The following is a 16,632-nucleotide window of genomic DNA, read 5'->3' as shown; positions in this document are numbered from 1 at the left end:
ATGATGGCTGTCGGTTGTGCGCTTGAACCGCCGCTTCGGGCGAGCCTTGAGGCCATTCTCGCGCATCAGTCGGGCGGGAGATGTCATATTATCTGAGTATAGCCGTTAGGGCGCCTGACGAGGCCAGCTTTTGCACAGCCCAAGTCGTTGATTTCCCTAGGGGCGAGATTTTTTCTTGACGAGTAAAGGGCAGTATTCGCGGTTAATGTGACATCCCCCTTCACCCATGAGCTTCGAATTCCCGAAGTCTATCGGGCTCCCATCGAGGGAACGCCGGAGGATATCGCCCGAAATTATGCCAACGAGGCAGGAAGCCTCATTTCCGGCCTCGCGTCGGAAGGTCATACTCCGGCAGCTTTCATCGCTAAGACGATCCCGAGTGTGGCTGGCCAGATCTTTCTTCCTCCGGGATACCTGAAGGAGGTCTATGCACATGTTCGTCGTGCAGGCGGCGTCGTGATTGCTGACGAGGTGCAGGTCGGGTTTGGTCGTGTCGGAAGCTCCATGTGGGCCTTCGAGGAGCATGGCGTCGTCCCGGATATTGTCACGATGGGCAAGCCCATCGGCAACGGTCACCCGCTCGCGGCCGTCGCAGTCCGCCGCGAAATTGCAGAGGCCTTCGTCAATGGCATGGAGTACTTCAACACATCCGGCGGGAACCCCGTATCCTGTGCCGCGGGCCTTGCGGTTCTAGAAACCCTTGAGCAGGAAAACCTGCTGGCAAATGCTTCCGAGCAGGGCGCCTATCTTCTTGAGGGAATGAGGGACTTTCAGGCGAAGTATCCGGCAATCGGTGACGTGCGCGGCCGTGGTCTGTTCCTCGGGATCGAGATTGTGCGGGATCGCTCAACAAAGGAGCACGCGGGCGACTTCGCCTCCAAGTTTTCCAATAGAGCAAAGGAACTTGGCGTCCTCATGGGAACGGACGGTCCGTATGAGAACGTCATTAAGCTTCGCCCCTCGATGATCTTCAAGCGCGAGCATGCGGACCTGCTTCTGCAGGTTCTTGATCGATCGATGGCCGACATTCTGCAGTAATCCGGGAAGAAGCGAAGCACTAAGCTCGATGCAATGGCATTCTATCAGGCATAAAGGACGGTCGAGGAGGCTTTGCGACAGCTGGCTATCCCGTCAGGTGGCTCGGTCTGAGGCCCCAAAAAACCAGGCGCCTGGGAGGGCTACCGTAGTGGGCAACGAGAAACCATTCATGTGACAGAGCTCTCTGCTAACCTCGACCTTCGTTCGAGGCGATTTTCACCAGGGGGCTCTGGTTGGGCCGGGGATTCCTTCGATGGATGTTGTCCTGTTCTGCCGAACCGCTGCTCCAGAGAGGCAATGTAGGTGTCACGGGACGGGCTGAGGTGGTCCCGGCAAAGCTGAACCAACTTCTCCTGATCTGACGCTTTGAGGGCCTCGATCATTGCCCAGTGGTCATCTCTCGCCCGGGCAAGGTGCACGGGGCTTGCCGCTGTATAAGATCGCACACCATGAACTTTCTGGGCGAGGTTCCGGATAATCTCAACGAGATGCGGGTTGCCACAGGCCCCGAAGAGCGCATTGTGGAAGGCTATGTTCTCCCGGAATGCGGCCCGGGGGTCTCCCCGCTCAACTGCAGCAGCATGCTGCTCCTGGATTTCGATTAGTGTCGCGATCGTCTCTGGCCGAGGCGGCAGTAGGATCTGCTGTGCTGCCAAGGTTTCCAGGGCTTCTCGGACGGAATAGATCTGACGAACCTCTGTCGAGCTCAGCATACGAACGGCCGCACCCTTGTTCTGCACGCGTTCGACGAGCCCCATGCGCTCGAGTTCGGCAATCGCCTCCCGCACCACGTGCCGCTTGACATCAAACCGGGAGGACAAGTCCTCCTCGATCAGCCTCTGCCGAGGCTGCAACCACCCAAGCACGATCTCCTCCTCAAGGGCATTCGCCACCTGTTTCACGCGGGCTGTCGACGCCTGACGCTCCACACTGTCCATACCAACCCCAACCAGAGTACAACATTATTGTTGACAATTATGGTAGCACACCGATGATCGCTTGTCATGAGCAATGATCCCAAACCTCCTGCATCCGGCCTGCGCCGCAATCTCACCAGCTACGGCGATCCCGGCTTCTCTCTATTTCTGCGCAAGGCCTTCATCAAGGCCGCTGGCTTCTCCGATGACGCCCTGGACCGACCGATCATCGGCATCACCAACACCTTCAGCGACTTCAATCCGTGCCATGGCAACGTGCCCCGCCTGATCGAGGCTGTGAAGCGCGGCGTTATGCTGGCGGGCGGGCTCCCGATGGAGTTCCCCACGATCTCCATCCACGAGTCCTTTGCCAGCCCAACCAGCATGTTCCTGCGCAACCTCATGGCCATGGACACGGAGGAGATGATCCGGGCCCAGCCGATGGATGCGGTGGTGCTCATCGGGGGCTGCGACAAGACCGTGCCAGCCCAGCTCATGGCGGCTGTGAGTGCCGACGTGCCGGCAATCCAGCTGATCACAGGGCCGATGCTCGTCGGCTACCACAAGGGCGAGATGCTCGGAGCCTGCACGGACTGCCGCCGCCTGTGGGGAAACCACCGGGCCGGAGTCATGGATCAGGATGAGGTGGAGGTCGTCAGTGGACGTCTGGCCCCGACCCAGGGCACCTGCATGGTCATGGGCACGGCAAGCACGATGGGCTGCCTTGTTGAGGCGCTCGGCATTGCCTTGCCAGGGACCGGCTCGATCCCGGCGACCCATGCGGATCGGATACGGGCCGCCGAGGCGAGTGGTCGCCAGGCGGTCATGCTGGCAAAGAGCGGAACGCGCCCGAGCGAGGTGATGACCGAAGCAGCCTTCCGCAATGCCATGGTGGTACTGCAGGCGATTGGCGGCTCCACTAATGGCCTGGTTCATCTGGCCGCTATCGCCCGCCGCCGCGGGATCAAGATTGATCTGGAGGAGTTCGACCAAATCGGGCGCAAGGTTCCCGTGCTGGTCGATCTGAAGCCCTCGGGCGCCCAGTACATGGAGCACTTCCATTGGGCGGGCGGTGTTCCCCGCCTGATGCAGGAGCTGCGCCATCATCTCGCCCTGGACGCTGTGACGATCACCGGCGAGACCATCGGGGCCATTGCCGATGCGGCCGAGGACGTGCCTGGACAGACGACGATCCGAAGCCGGGATAATCCCCTGAAAGCCACCGGCGCCATGGCGGTCCTGCGCGGGAACTTGGCTCCTTCGGGCGCGGTGATCAAGCACTCGGCGGCATCGCCCGAGCTTCTTCAGCATACGGGCCGGGCGGTGGTGTTCGAGTCGGTTGAGGATCTGGTGACCCGGATCGACGATCCGGATCTCGATGTGACGCCAGACGATATCCTGGTTCTGCGTAATGCCGGCCCCAAAGGGGCTCCCGGCATGCCGGAGGCAGGATACCTGCCGATCCCGAAGAAGCTCGCGCAGGCAGGTGTGAAGGACATGGTGCGCATGTCCGATGCACGCATGAGCGGCACCGCCTTCGGAACGATTGTTCTTCACATTGCTCCAGAGTCGGCGGCTGGTGGCCCCTTGGGTCTCGTGAGGAATGGAGATCGCATCCGGTTGGATGTGCCCGAGCGCCGTCTCGATCTCCTGGTGGACAAGGACGAGCTGGAGCGCCGCGCGAAAGAATGGCAGCCACCGGCCCACCTCACCGAGGAACATCGCGGATACCGTGGTCTTTACCTCAAAAGCGTGTTGCAGGCCGACGAGGGGTGCGACTTCGACTTCAGCTGATGGGCGACAAGACCCAGGCGAACTCAAGAACAAATATCATGGAGGAAACATCATGCTTCGCAGAACGCTTCTCATCAGCGCCGCAGCCCTCATCGGAGCGGGTGTGTCGGCTGGAACCGGCGCCTTTGCCCAGGAGAACTACCCAACCCGTCCCATCACGCTGGTCGTGCCCTATGCACCCGGCGGGGCGACGGACATCATCGGCCGCGTCGTTGCTGAAGAGGTGTCGAACACCATTGGCCAGCGCGTGATCGTCGAGAACCGGCCAGGCGCTGCCGGAAGCCTGGGAGCCGCTGCCGTCTCGCGGGCGGACCCTGACGGTTATACCCTGCTGATGGGAGCGCTCACCAGCCACTCCATCAACATGAGCCTGCAGGCCAAGCCCGGCTTTGATCTCAAGAAGAACTTCGCCCCCATCACGCTGGCCGGCAATGTCGGGCTTGCGCTGGTGGTCAATCCCGCTGTCGAGGCCAAGTCCGTCCAGGAGTTGATTGCCCTGGCAAAGGCGCAGCCTGGGAAGATCACCTATGCATCAGCGGGCGCCGGCTCGCCCCAGCATCTTGCTGGCGAGATGTTCAATTCCATGGCCGGCACCAAGCTCGTTCATGCCCCATACCGCGGCAGCGGGCCGGCGATGACGGACATGATCGGCGGGCATGTGCAGGTGATGTTCGACACGATCCCGTCCATCCTGCCCCATGTGCAAGGAGGCAAACTGCGGGCGTTGGGGGTCACCACCCAGGAGCCGTCCGAGTTCATGCCGGGTGTGCCTACGGTCGCGTCCCAGGGCCTGGACGGATTTGAGGTCGGCTCATGGTTTGGTGTTCTTGCCCCGGCCGGGACGCCAGAGTCGATCCTGACGAAGCTCAATCAAGAGATCGTCAAGGCCCTCAAGGCGCCAAAGGTCATTGAAGCCATGCGCATTCAGGGCGTCACGCCGAAGCCCGGAACACCCGAGGATGCAGCTCGCCTGATCGACAGTGAGATGCAGAAATGGTCTGAGCTCATCAAGACCACGGGTGTTAAGGCGGCGGAGTAGAAAGGTCAGTAGCCCGCCGGCTGAACGGGCTGGCGGGCCGTTCGCTCAGCTTCATCAGGAGATCTCAGGGTGACAACGATCAAACGGGTGGCTGTGATCGGCTGCGGAACCGTCGGCGCGAGTTGGGCTGCTCTCTTCCTGGGCCATGGCCTTGACGTGGCAGCCTACGATCCGAGCCCGGGTGCCGAGGATCGGCTGCAGTCGTTTGTGGATCATGCCCTCGATCAACTCGCGGAGCTCGGAATCCGTGGGAAGGGCGAGCTGCGGTTCTCGGGCGATCTGACTGACGTGCTGGGTGCCGCTGACTTCGTCCAGGAGAACGTTCCAGAGGACGAAGCCTTGAAGAGGCGGATGCTCGCGGACATTGATGCACTGGCGGTGGAGGGTGTTATCGTCGCCAGCAGCACGTCGGCTCTCCTGCGAAGCAGTATCGTTGCGGAGTGCAAGACATCGCACCGCTTCATCGTCGCCCATCCCTTCAATCCCCCACACCTTGTGCCGCTCGTGGAACTCGTCGGGGAGGACGAAGGCATTATCCAGGAGGCGGCCGAGTTCTATCAGACCCTCGGCCGCCGCCCTGTTATCCTGAGACGAGAGATGCCGGGCCACATCGCGAACCGGTTGTCATCAGCCCTTTATCGAGAGGCGGTCTACCTGGTGGAGCAGGGGGTGGCTAGCGTTGCTGACATTGACGCCGCGCTGTGCAATGGGCCAGGTCTGCGCTGGGCCGTCATGGGCCCGCACATGACCTATCATCTCGGCGGCGGCCCAGGTGGCATCAAGCATTACCTCTCCCATTTAGGCCCAAGCCAGGTCAAACGATGGGCCGCGCTGGGAAATCCAACACTGAGCCCCGAGGTGCAGAAACAGATTGTGGAAGGCGTGGCTGACGAGGCCGGCGACCGTTCGATCCAGGAACTGGAGGAGCGGCGGGATCGGGGGCTACTCGAGATCCTGAAGTCCCGGACCGAGGTTGCGGGAAAGCCATGATGGACCCGCTGATCATTACGGTTGCTCCCAATGGGGCACGTCGTGGAAAAGCCGATCATCCGGCCATTCCGCTCACGCCAGCCGAGATCGGGATTGAGGCGGCCCGTTGCCTGGAGGCGGGAGCTGCCATGATCCACCTGCATGTCCGCGATGCAGAGGGGCGGCATTCCCTTGATCCGGACCTCTATCGGGCTGCCAATGCAGCCGTACGGAAGGAGGCAGGTTCTGATCTGATTGTCCAGGTCACGACCGAAGCGGTTGGAATCTTCACGCCGGATCAGCAGATCGCTGCCATGCAGGCGCTTCAGCCTGAGGCCTTCTCCGCCGCTGTTCGCGAGCTCATTCCCGATACGGCGTCCGAGCCCGCGGCCGCCCGGTTCCTGAAGGAGCAGGCCGACCGAGGGGTGTTCATTCAGTATATTCTCTATGATGCCGATGATGTGCGCCGCTTCACCAATCTCCTCGATCGCGAGATCATTCCTCATACAAGAGCAAGTGGGTTGTTCGTCCTCGGGCGCTATACGCAAGGACAACAGTCATCGCCGAACGATCTCTTGCCATTCTTGGACGCTTGGACCCTCGATCTGCCTTGGTCCCTCTGTGCGTTCGGTCGGCGCGAAGCGGCATGCGCGATCACGGCGGCCTGCTTGGGCGGCCATGTTCGTGTCGGGTTTGAAAATAATCTTCACCGGCCGGACGGGAGCTTGGCTCCAGACAATGCTACTCTGGTCCGCGGCGTTGCAGATGTAGCCAAGTCACTGGGGCAGGCGGTTGCAACATCCGAGGAGGCTAGGCACGTGTTCGCCCATGATCGATGATCCGCGGAGTGGAACGGAATATGCTTGCCGCGGGGAAGTCAGGCACGGAGTGGCTTCCGATCCCGGATCCACAACGGCAGAGGCGGTGGATAGTAACCGATGACAAACTATGTTGCGGTGCGCGCTCAGATGCTCTCTCTGGCAGTCGCTCGGGCAATACATGGCATAGGTTCAAATGAAACTGAGGCCCGGCTCATCGCTGATAACCTCGTTCTTGCCAACCTGTCAGGACACGACTGACCAAACTCATCGGAGCCGCACGAGCGATTGGTTTATCCCTAACGTCCTAGCAGCCACCCTGGTTGAATGACTTCAACTCCGCCAATTTGCCCAAAGATCATTGACCAATGCAGCCATACCTCAAGACCTTTTCTCTTGCCGGCAGGGTCGCGCTCATCACGGGGGCGGGGCGGGGATTGGGTTTGGAAATAGCCAAGGCTATGGCTGGCTCAGGGGCTCACGTTATCCTGAACGGACGGAACGCAGATCGTCTTCAAGACCTAGCCAGTTCGATTAGAGCTAATGGTCAGCAGGCGTCGATAGCGCCGTTCGACGTGGCGGACTCCAAGGCGCTCACCAAGGCCTTCGACACCATCCGAGAAACACATGGCTGTTTGGACATCCTCGTCAACAATGTTGGTGCACGTAGCCGCAAGCCCTTGCTGGAATTCTCAGATCAGGAGATCCGGAGTCTCATCGAAACCAATCTCGTTGCAGGGTTCAGCTTGGCACGTGAGGCCGCACGACTGATGCTGCCTCAGCGCGCAGGTCGCCTGATTACAATTACGTCTATCGCAGGCCATGTCGCCCGGAGCGGTGACGCAGTTTACTCGAGTACGAAGCATGGCCTCACCGGGATGGTCCGTGCTCTCGCCGCTGAGTATGGCCCCTATGGGATCACGAGCAATGCAATCGCGCCAGGCGGCTTTGCAACCGAGGCCAACGCAGCGATGCTGTCTGACCCACAAGTCGCGGAGCACTTTGCAACCCGGAGCGCTCTCGGCCGGTGGGGAAAGCCCGAGGAGATTGCAGGAGCGGCTATCTTTCTGGCCAGTGCTGCATCCTCTTACATTACAGGCCATGTCCTCACTGTCGATGGAGGCTTAACAGTTAAGATGTAGACGTGGCTAATCCAGCAGGATTAGGCCACAGTGTAGACGACACGCGAGCCCCAACGTAACCTAGCTCGAACAGCGTCAACAAAACACGTCAAAAATCTCGGAGGAAACAAATGAAACGCCGTGAGTTTATGAAGGCAGCTGGCCTTGGAGTTGCAGCCAGCGGCGTCGCCATGCCCGCGATCGCTCAGAGCACAACAACGATCAACTGGAGACTTCAGTCGAGCTATCCTACTTCACTGGATACAATCTATGGCGCTTGCAGAGTTTTATCGCAGGCTGTTGCGGAAGCGACTGATAACAAGTTTAAGATCCAAGTTTTTGCCGCAGGTGAGATTATTCCACCGCTGTCGATCGTCGACGGAGTCCAAAATGGAACTGTGGAAATGGGACATACCGGGTCCTACTTCTACATCGGCAAAGATCCATCCTTTGCATTCGGAACGGGCATCCCGTTCGGCCCCAATACTCGCCAGCAGCAGGCGTGGTTTTACCATGGCGGCGGAAACGATCTTTTGAATGAGTTTTACGCAACATATAAGCTCTATCACCTTCCGCTTGGTGGAACCGGAACCCAGATGGGCGGGTGGTTTCGAAAGGAGATCAAGAGCAAGGCTGATCTGGCAGGATTAAAGATGCGGATCGGCGGCCTTGCTGGCAATGTTCTGCAGCGCCTGGGCCTCGTCCCCACGCAGCTCGCAGCTGGCGACATCTATACCTCACTTGAGCGCGGAACTCTCGACGCAGCGGAGTTTGTTGGTCCCTTCGACGATGAGAAGCTCGGGTTAGCTAAGATCGCACCATACTACTATTATCCCGGCTTCTGGGAGGGTGCCGCATCGCTGAGCCTCTTTGTGAACCTCGACAAGTGGAATGAACTTCCACCTGGGTATAAGTCAGTCCTAAACACTGCAGCAGGGTATGCGGCTGCGGACATGCTTGCGAAGTACGATGCTCAGAATCCGGTGGCCCTGAGGCGCCTTGTTGCCAATGGCGCCCAGCTGAGAGCGTTTCCGCAGGATCTTCTGCAAGAGAGCTACAAGGCTGCGACTGCGCTGTATGCCGAGATAGGTGCAAGTAACCCGACCTTTAAGAAGATCCTTGATCACCAGATGGCATTCAGGAACCAGGTATATCCATGGACGCAGATTTCAGATTTCAGTTACGACAGCCTGATGCTCCTCGCCATGCGCCAGAACTGATGCGGAAGTTCAACGGCATTTCAGATCTCCCTTAAGTTTAGTCCGGCACGGCTAGGAAGCTGCCTACTCGTGCCCGCGCTGGTGGTATCACGTTAACTGCCGACAGGCGCATGTAGGCCGATTTGATTGTCGGAGAGGCTCAAGCAGCAATGTTGGCTGCAGCTTTCCATCCCGCCATCGCGTTAAGGCGGTGCAGGTGGGTGGCAGCGGCAGAGCGGCGGGAGCGGGGTGGAACGAAAAGATTGCGGACGGCAGAGAAGACACTGACGAACCGCTGCAGGTATCTGGGGGATCGAAAACCCTGCATCGCCCGCTCTCGTCGACGGAACGGCAGATGCGAATTCTCCGCCCGATTGTTGAGCCCCTTGTGTGAGCGGTGCTCGACTTCTGGCATAATCTGACGCTGGGCGGCTGCGTAGGAACCGAGCTTGTCGGTGATCATGCGCCGGGGTGGGCAGCCCTGTTTCTTCAAGAGGCGGGTCAGCAAGCGTTTCGCCGCTTTAGTGTCGCGTCGGCTCTGGAGGATTTCGTCGAGCACATAGCCATTCTGATCAACCGCCCGCCAGAGCCAATGCTTCTTGCCAGAGATCGTGACCACGACTTCGTCGAGATGCCAGATGTCACGACGGCTTGGAGGCTTGCGCCTGAGGCGGCGAGCGTACGCCGGCCCGAACTTCAGTGCCCATCGGCGGATGGTCTCGTACGAGATAACGACGCCGCGCTCGAGCAACATCTCCTCAACCAGCCGCAGGCTCAGAGGAAACCGGAAGTACAACCACACCGCATGGGCGATGATCTCTGGTGGGAAACGATGGCGCTTGTAGCTGATGGGCTTGCTCATGTCAGCCAGTCTACCCGCCTCGCGGTCATGCCCGAGTTAACGTGACAGCACCCCATCCGGATATCTGGGACGTGCTTGCCCAAGCACCACCAGGCGACCTCTGGCTGTTTGGCTAAGGTTCTTTCTGATAGAAGCACGGCTTTTTGATCTATGAGGTGTGTCTCCTGCCTGTGAGGAAGGCCGTTGCCATCCGTCCCTTACCTCTCAGGCTAACGACACCCCGGGGCTCGAACTCGTAGGACTGCTCGAGGGCACGTTGTATCTCCTCCGACACCTGGATGCGTCCGGGAAGGCTACAGGCCTCAAGGCGGCTGGCCACGTTCACCGTATCGCCCCACACGTCGTAGATGAACTTGTTCATGCCGATCACCCCGGCGACGACTGGCCCCGTGTGCACTCCGATCCGAGCCCGAAACCGGATCTTGGTAGCTTGGTTAAGCCCCTCGAGCGTCTCAAGCATGCGCAGGGCCAGTTCCGCCATGACCTCGGCATGATCCGGCCTGACTTCAGGAAGTCCCGCGGCAGCCATATAGGCGTCGCCGATGGTCTTGATCTTCTCGACACCCAAGCTCCCGGCAAGGGCGTCGAAGGCTGAGAAGATCCGATTGAGGTTCTCGACAAGGTCGCCGGGAGCGATGCGTGCGGCCACCTTGGTAAACCCCACAAGATCACAGAACAGGATCGTGACATTCTCGAAGCGGTCGGCGATCACCACCTCGCCACCGTTCAAACGCCCGACGATCTGCCCCGGTAGGATACTGCGCAGCAGCGCATCGGACTTCTCCTTTTCGGCCTTGAGCTGCGCCAGATAGCCAAGCTCACGATCATGCCAGCGCTTCCGCTCCAGGCAGGCATGGATGCGAGCCCTAAGCAGGACCTGATCGAAGGGCTTGGGCAGGTAGTCCTCGGCGCCTGCCTCAATACAGCGGATGACACTGCCGGTCTCCTGGAGACCGGAGATCATGATCACGGGAATGTCCCGTAGCCGCTTGCTTCCCTTGAGCCGTTCCAGAACCTGGAGGCCATTCATGTCAGGCATCATCAGGTCGAGCAGGATCAGGTCAACATCCTCCTCCTCGAGAATCTGGAGGGCTTGTCGACCTGACCGGGCCTCGATCGGCTGATGACCCTCACGCTCGAGCCGACGCAGAAGAAGGTCCCGATTGCTCGCATTGTCGTCAACGACCAGGATCCTTCCCGTTTCGCGCGGATGCTTACGGGAAAGGTCCGGAGCCCTAATGGCGAGCAGCGGGTCGGCCGCCATAAGCCGCGTGCGTTCGTCCTCGGTCTCGGCCGTGGCAGCATGATAGCAGGTGAAATTGACGATCCATTCGAGGCTGACAAGGAGGCGGGCTGCCTCGGTCAGAAGCCGCTCCAGATCCTGGCGCAACGAAACGGCACCAGCATCCACGATGTCCTCGAGCAGCATCTCGCCGTAGCCCTTGATGGCGTTGAGCGGGTTGCGGAGGTCATGAAGCAAGCGTTCCTGGAAGTCTGGCAGGCTCTCCCCTTCGCGGCGCGTCAGTGTGGTTCCGGCGTCGAGGAGCCCTTCGACAAGTCCGAGCAAGGCCTCGGCAGACTCCAGAACGCGCTCAATGTCCGGCATGAGAGCAGGCAGCCCGAGCCGGGTTGCCTCATCACGCAGGATATCGGCGTACCCGGCGATCGCGTTCACAGGAGCCAGCAGTTCCTGCCGGACATGAGAGAGGCGTGCGTTCGTCTGGCGTTCGCTCATAAGGCGCTCGGACCGGCCATCTTCAGTGAAGGGTAAATCCCGGTTCATGGGGAGCCAGCCTGAAGAAGGCGTTCAATCTTTGCGAGCAGGCGCTCCAGCTCGACCGGCTTCGTATCGTAGTCGTCGCAGCCTGCCGCCACGGCCTTTTCCCGATCGCTCGACATGGCATGCGCCGTCAGGGCGATCACGGGGATGGCCCGGGTTTGCGGCTCCGCCTTGAGCCGCCGCGTGGCTTCCCAGCCGTCCAGAACCGGCAGGCTCATGTCCATCAGAATGAGGTCGGGTTTGCTATCGGTTGCTGCGCTCAACCCTTTAGCGCCATCCTCGGCAATGAGAACGTCATAACCCTTGCGCTCGAGCCTGCGCGAGAGCATGTCGCGGTTCAACTCGTTGTCTTCGACCAGCAGGATCGTGGGCATGGGCATCTCCGGTGCTCAGGGGAGGAAGGTAAGGCTAACGTGCACCTTCCATTGATTGGCGTGAGACGCTCGTCCCCGTGCCTCTCGCGATCATGTCGTGAACAACGCCGACGAGTTCGGACCGCTTGTAGGCCCCCTTCTGGAAGACCTTTTCAGCATGCTGATTGAGCCAGGTGGCCTCCTCGGCGCTTAGGTCCTTGGCCGTGACGACCACGACGGGGATCTCGCGCCAGGTGGCTTCCCGGCGCATTGCGTCGAGCACTTCGAAACCATCTATCCCGGGCATCATCAGATCAAGGAGAACCACCGCCGGTCGCGTCCTGCCGAGGATGGACAGTGCATCGGATCCATCGGCCGCTTCAGTGACCGACCAACCCCGCTTCGATAGGATCCGCCGCAGCATCTCGCGCGTGATCGGATCGTCATCAACAACCAGAACAGGAACCTCGCCATCACCGGCATGGAATCGTCCCAAGACACCGAGCAATGCATCTGCGTCAACTGGCTTCGTTAAATAGTCCGCAGCTCCGAGGGCATAACCCATCTCCCTGTCGCCTAGGACTGTTACGAGAACCACGGGGATGGCTTTCAAGTCCGCATCCGCCTTGAGCTCCCGCAACACGGCCCAACCATCGAGTTCCGGCATGATGATGTCGAGGGTGATGGCATCGGGCCGCACTTCCCGTGCAAGGCGCAGACCCTCGCGCCCGCCAGCCGCATGCACCACCCGGTAGCCGCGTGCGCCGAGTTCACGCTCCAGCAGATCATGCGTGGTGCGCTCATCATCGATCACCAGGACCGTTCCGGCCGTACCCTCCGCCCGCTCCGGGGGCAGCGTTTCGTCGGTGGTGGGGCAGACGGCCGGAAGGGTCACTACGAAGGTGGAGCCCTTGCCGTGCTCGCTCCGGACCATTACGTCACCGCCGAGCATGAGGCAGAAATGCTTGGTGATCGCCAATCCCAGGCCGGTTCCGCCATAATTCCGGGTCGTCGATGCATCCGCCTGGGTGAACGCCGAGAAGAGTTTTGCCATCTGTTCCGGTGTCATTCCGATCCCGGTGTCTGAGACCTCGAACTCGAGCCAGTCCCCGTCATCCTTTGCAATCCGCCTGACCTCGAGCGTGATCCGGCCCTGCGTGGTGAACTTCGCCGCGTTGCTGAGGAGGTTGAAAAGGATTTGGCGTACCTTCGTCTGGTCGGAGCGCATGGTGCCCAGTTCAGGAGCATGGCTGACCACGAGCTCGTTCCTGTTCTTCTCCATCAAGGGAGTCACGATCGCCCGCACCTCCGCGAGCAGGCTGGGCATGTCGAGGGTCTCGACGAAAATATCCATCTTACCGGCCTCAATCTTCGACAGGTCCAGAATGTCGTTGATGAGGCCCAGCAGATGCTTACCGGCAGACCGGATCTTCTCCAGATCCGGCTTGAGCTCTGTCTGCCCGAGATCCTCAACCTCCTCGAGGAGCATCTCGCTGTACCCATTGATCGCATTCAGCGGCGTGCGCAACTCATGGCTCATGTTCGCCAAGAAGGCGGACTTGGCCTTGCTGGCCGCGGCCGCCTCATCGCGTGCCTTGCTCAGGCTAATAGCATATCGTTCAAGCGCCTCCTCGTCGGCCCGGACTTTCCGTGCGATCTTGTGCCCGTAGAAGGTGACACCGGCGACCATCAGAACGATCAGAGCTCCAATGAGGTACTCAAACGTTTTGAGGTACTCTGCGGCTGCGACTTGCTCCTGGAAGTGGCGTTTCTGGATCTCGCGAATCTGCCCACTCAGCCCCGCCAGCTCCGCGTTGACCCGGGCGTACTTGCGGTCCATCGTTGCCATGCGCTGGCCGGCCTGATCGGTCTCCCCCGAGCGAAAGTAGTTGAAGATCAGGTCGGCCTCGGCCGACATGTCGCGCATGGCCGCTGAGACCGCTTCGAGCCGTGCGAGTAGTGGCGCCGCCTGGTCCTCGGTAACGGAGGCCATCAGATCGGACCGAGCGATGGAGAGTTGCCTGTTGAACTCCGCGAGTGCTTCGTCCCGTCGCTTCACCTCAGCGGGGACGTCGCGGGTATCGAAGACGTCGTTGCCGGGAGCATTGACTGCTGAGGCGACTTGGCCGAGGTCAGAGAAGCTGGCGAGCCGGTCAGCCCAGCGCTGGTTGATGTCAACGGAGGCCGAGTAGATCTCCATGATCTTGTGGTTGAGGGTCAGACTGCCTGCAACGGTCAGGATGTCGAAGGTCGCCAGGGCAAAGTAGATCAGATGCCACTTTGGCTTCCGCTGGCTGGAGCTTTGTGGCTGGATGATCGCTCGCTTGACGCTATTGAGCACTCTCTGGAGGCTTGGCCATATCGGCTGAACCTGTCCAGCCGACCTTGCGTCCGTGGAGGAGGCGGCGGCATCGCCCGCCGGGTCTTGGGTGATCATCTTGGCAGCCTCCATGGCTTGGCCGAAGCTTCGGGTGCCCGTTAGGTCCCCGCCCCATGTCTGACACTACCATAGCTTATCCTTTGCAGTCATACGTGCTTCTGCTGACTACAAGGGAGGATGTAAGCAGGGAATTCTGGCTTGTTAGGCGCAAATTGACCTCCTCAGCGGGCGTTAGAGTAGGAAGTGAGCCGTGGCGGAAGGTCTTGGATTTGGCACATCCCGGAAGTAGAGCGTACGTCCCCAGTTGAGCAGAAGAACGGACATTCATGAAGGGCAGGGGATCGTCGCCGCCTGACCCAATCCGGACCTTGGATGTCATCCTTCCACCCGGCATTCGGTGGCCGTTGCCACAAGACGGCCCTGTCAGGATCGGGGAATCAGCCGGTCCGCCCGGAGTTCCGCAAACAGGTCGAAGAAGGCATCGTCGGTGGGCTGGTAAGCGGTAAAGCCGAAACGTCGGCTCTTCGACATGTCGGTCACCACCTCGATCGGACGTCCGAGATCGGCATCCGTATGCCAAGGGGAGGCGAGGCGGCCAAGGTCCGGCTCCGCCAAACCCTCCCGCTGCGCAATCTGACGCCAGACCGGCGCGTCTTCCTTCATCTGCACTTCCAGCGGCAGGACGGAGCCGTCGAAGGGGGCGGGCTCAAGGTCGAACCACTCGGCAATGCAGCCCCACATCCAGCTCCAGCGGAAGACATCGCCATTGACCACGTTGAAGGCCTGATTGAAAGCGGCGGGGGTTGTTGCAGCCCACAGCAGGTGCCGGGCGAGCTGCCGGGCGTCGGTCATGTCGGAGAGGCCGTTCCACTGCGCCGCCGAGCCGGGGAAGCGGAAGGGACGTCCCGTCTCGCGGCAGAGCGTGGCATAAGCGGCCAGCGTGGTTCCCATGTTCATGGCGTTGCCGACCGCCTTGCCGATGACCGTGTGCGGGCGATGGATGCTCCAGGTGAAGCCGTCGCGCTGGGCTGCTGCGAATACCTCGTCCTCCTGCGCATAGTAGAAATTCTCGATGTCGAGCCGCCCTTGGGTCTCGCGGAAGGGTGTCTGCGGCAGCGCGCCCTTGCCATACGCCTCGAAGGGGCCGAGGTAGTGCTTAAGACCTGTGACCAGCGCGACATGGCGAACAGAGCCCGCGGGACGCAGCCCATCGAGAAGGTTGCGCACCATGGCGGCGTTGACGCGGATATTCTCGGCTTCTGTCGCCTGCCGCGACCACGTCGTGATGAACACGGCCTCCGGCTTGACCTCGGCGAGAGCCGCGGAGAGCGATGCTGCGTCCTGGAGGTCGGCCGCAATCGGCGTCACGCCCGGCTGCGGGGTCGGCCGTCTGGCCAGACCCAGCACATCCCAACCCTCTGCCGCGAGATGCGCCGCCGTCGCGCTTCCCACGATCCCGCTCACGCCTACTACCAGTGCCGTCTTGGCCATTGCAGTCTCCTCATCAGGGTGGGTTAGCTAGGGATCGATGCCGACGGCGACCAGAGGGCGTCGTTCGGACAGGTCACCACAGCCCTGTGGTCCTTGGCTCCCGACTGACGGGGCGCCGCCGATGTCCGCCAACCCGCCTGCGCTCATGGCGGGCCGACCAGGCCGGCCGCGGCCTCCAAGTCATCCAGAAGGTCGGACGCATGCTCCGGCAGGGGATAGGGCAGACGGGCGAGGCTTGAGAGCATCAACCCTAAGGCTGCCAGCAGGAGCAGCGTGGATCCCTTGCCATCGCCATGACCGCCTTCCCGGACGATGCAGGCCAGGAGGGATCGCAGTTCCTCGCACGGTTCCTCCCGCTCGCGGGCCAGCAGCAGCGGCGCGAAGGACCTCCCACCGCGTTCGTAGTCCCGGCGCAGGTGCCGCACGAACGCCTGGAGGACGGGCTCCGACCCGGCCTTGGCCTCTCTCAGCTTGTCGGCCATGCGGGACGCCATGCGGCGCTGCATGCCGGAGATCAGGCTGTCCTTCGAGCGGAAATGGTACAGCAGGCCGCCCTTGCTGACCCCGGCGGCCCGCGCCACCCCATCGAGGGTGAAGCCGGCGATGCCGCGGGTGCAGACCAACTCCTCCGCGGCATCGAGGATGCGATCCTGGACCAGCTCCGTCCCGTCGCAACGCTGGGCTGTCACGTCCAACACCTCCGTCATGGATGGGCAGGCGCAGCGGTCCCGGGAAGTGCCTCCGTAGCTTGGACCTCTTCCCCTTCGCGCGCGTCCTTCACGTCCACCTCTTCGGACGGCCGCTTCGTTCTCAAGGTCTTCAGAACGAAGACGAAGAACGCGGGAACGAAGAAGATCGCCAGCACGGTTGC

At 61.0% G+C, this 16,632-nt stretch carries 14 protein-coding genes; 7 read left to right on the top strand and 7 right to left on the bottom strand.

All coding sequences use genetic code 11. The annotated features are described in order from the left end of the window. Nucleotides 1–207 precede the first annotated feature (207 nt). A complete protein-coding gene (locus JKG68_RS26330) occupies nucleotides 208–1,038 on the top strand; it encodes an aminotransferase class III-fold pyridoxal phosphate-dependent enzyme (RefSeq protein ID WP_202064703.1) in 831 nt (276 codons plus the stop codon). A gap of 167 nt (nucleotides 1,039–1,205) precedes the next feature. Here JKG68_RS26330 and JKG68_RS26325 read toward each other — a convergent pair whose 3' ends face one another. Next, complete coding sequence (locus JKG68_RS26325; protein WP_312890981.1) at nucleotides 1,206–1,940, bottom strand: GntR family transcriptional regulator; 735 nt, start codon at nucleotides 1,938–1,940, stop codon at nucleotides 1,206–1,208. A gap of 102 nt (nucleotides 1,941–2,042) precedes the next feature. Between JKG68_RS26325 and JKG68_RS26320 the strand changes: the two genes are divergently transcribed. From JKG68_RS26320 to JKG68_RS26295, 6 genes are all read left to right on the top strand, one after another. Next, complete coding sequence (locus JKG68_RS26320; protein WP_202064701.1) at nucleotides 2,043–3,749, top strand: IlvD/Edd family dehydratase; 1,707 nt, start codon at nucleotides 2,043–2,045, stop codon at nucleotides 3,747–3,749. Between the two features lie 52 nt (nucleotides 3,750–3,801). Further along, nucleotides 3,802–4,788, top strand: coding sequence for a Bug family tripartite tricarboxylate transporter substrate binding protein (locus JKG68_RS26315; RefSeq protein ID WP_202064700.1), 987 nt, complete (start codon nucleotides 3,802–3,804; stop codon nucleotides 4,786–4,788). Nucleotides 4,789–4,857: 69 nt separating this feature from the next. Next, on the top strand, nucleotides 4,858–5,778 hold the full coding sequence (locus JKG68_RS26310; protein ID WP_312890980.1) for a 3-hydroxyacyl-CoA dehydrogenase NAD-binding domain-containing protein: 921 nt from the start codon (nucleotides 4,858–4,860) through the stop codon (nucleotides 5,776–5,778). Further along, nucleotides 5,775–6,596 carry a beta-keto acid cleavage family enzyme gene (locus JKG68_RS26305; protein ID WP_202064698.1) on the top strand — a complete coding sequence of 274 codons (822 nt, stop codon included), beginning with the start codon at nucleotides 5,775–5,777 and terminating at the stop codon, nucleotides 6,594–6,596. The genes JKG68_RS26310 and JKG68_RS26305 overlap by 4 nt, the downstream gene beginning before the upstream one ends. A 347-nt stretch (nucleotides 6,597–6,943) precedes the next feature. Beyond that, nucleotides 6,944–7,717, top strand: a complete 774-nt coding sequence (locus JKG68_RS26300; protein WP_202064697.1) for an SDR family oxidoreductase — start codon at nucleotides 6,944–6,946, stop codon at nucleotides 7,715–7,717. Between the two features lie 110 nt (nucleotides 7,718–7,827). Further along, on the top strand, nucleotides 7,828–8,916 hold the full coding sequence (locus tag JKG68_RS26295) for a TRAP transporter substrate-binding protein (RefSeq protein ID WP_202064696.1): 1,089 nt from the start codon (nucleotides 7,828–7,830) through the stop codon (nucleotides 8,914–8,916). A gap of 139 nt (nucleotides 8,917–9,055) precedes the next feature. Here JKG68_RS26295 and JKG68_RS26290 read toward each other — a convergent pair whose 3' ends face one another. From JKG68_RS26290 to JKG68_RS26265, 6 genes are all read right to left on the bottom strand, one after another. Further along, on the bottom strand, nucleotides 9,056–9,757 hold the full coding sequence (locus tag JKG68_RS26290; protein ID WP_202064695.1) for an IS6 family transposase: 702 nt from the start codon (nucleotides 9,755–9,757) through the stop codon (nucleotides 9,056–9,058). Nucleotides 9,758–9,905: 148 nt separating this feature from the next. Further along, nucleotides 9,906–11,492, bottom strand: coding sequence for an adenylate/guanylate cyclase domain-containing protein (locus JKG68_RS26285; RefSeq protein WP_202064694.1), 1,587 nt, complete (start codon nucleotides 11,490–11,492; stop codon nucleotides 9,906–9,908). A 44-nt stretch (nucleotides 11,493–11,536) separates the two neighbouring features. After that, nucleotides 11,537–11,911, bottom strand: a complete 375-nt coding sequence (locus JKG68_RS26280; protein ID WP_202064691.1) for a response regulator — start codon at nucleotides 11,909–11,911, stop codon at nucleotides 11,537–11,539. Between the two features lie 34 nt (nucleotides 11,912–11,945). Continuing rightward, nucleotides 11,946–14,327: a hybrid sensor histidine kinase/response regulator gene (locus JKG68_RS26275; RefSeq protein WP_202064684.1), complete on the bottom strand. Its 2,382-nt coding sequence runs from the start codon at nucleotides 14,325–14,327 to the stop codon at nucleotides 11,946–11,948. A 366-nt stretch (nucleotides 14,328–14,693) separates the two neighbouring features. After that, nucleotides 14,694–15,761, bottom strand: coding sequence for an SDR family oxidoreductase (locus tag JKG68_RS26270; protein WP_202064681.1), 1,068 nt, complete (start codon nucleotides 15,759–15,761; stop codon nucleotides 14,694–14,696). Between the two features lie 143 nt (nucleotides 15,762–15,904). Then, entirely contained in the window at nucleotides 15,905–16,450 is a 546-nt protein-coding gene (locus JKG68_RS26265) for a TetR/AcrR family transcriptional regulator (RefSeq protein ID WP_312890979.1), read from the bottom strand. Nucleotides 16,451–16,632: the final 182 nt, after the last annotated feature.

It is taken from the genome of Microvirga aerilata (genome assembly GCF_016743775.1).
GTDB lineage: Bacteria > Pseudomonadota > Alphaproteobacteria > Rhizobiales > Beijerinckiaceae > Microvirga > Microvirga aerilata.
Note: the sequence above shows the minus strand (reverse complement) of the source record. Positions and strands in the feature narration are given on the sequence as shown.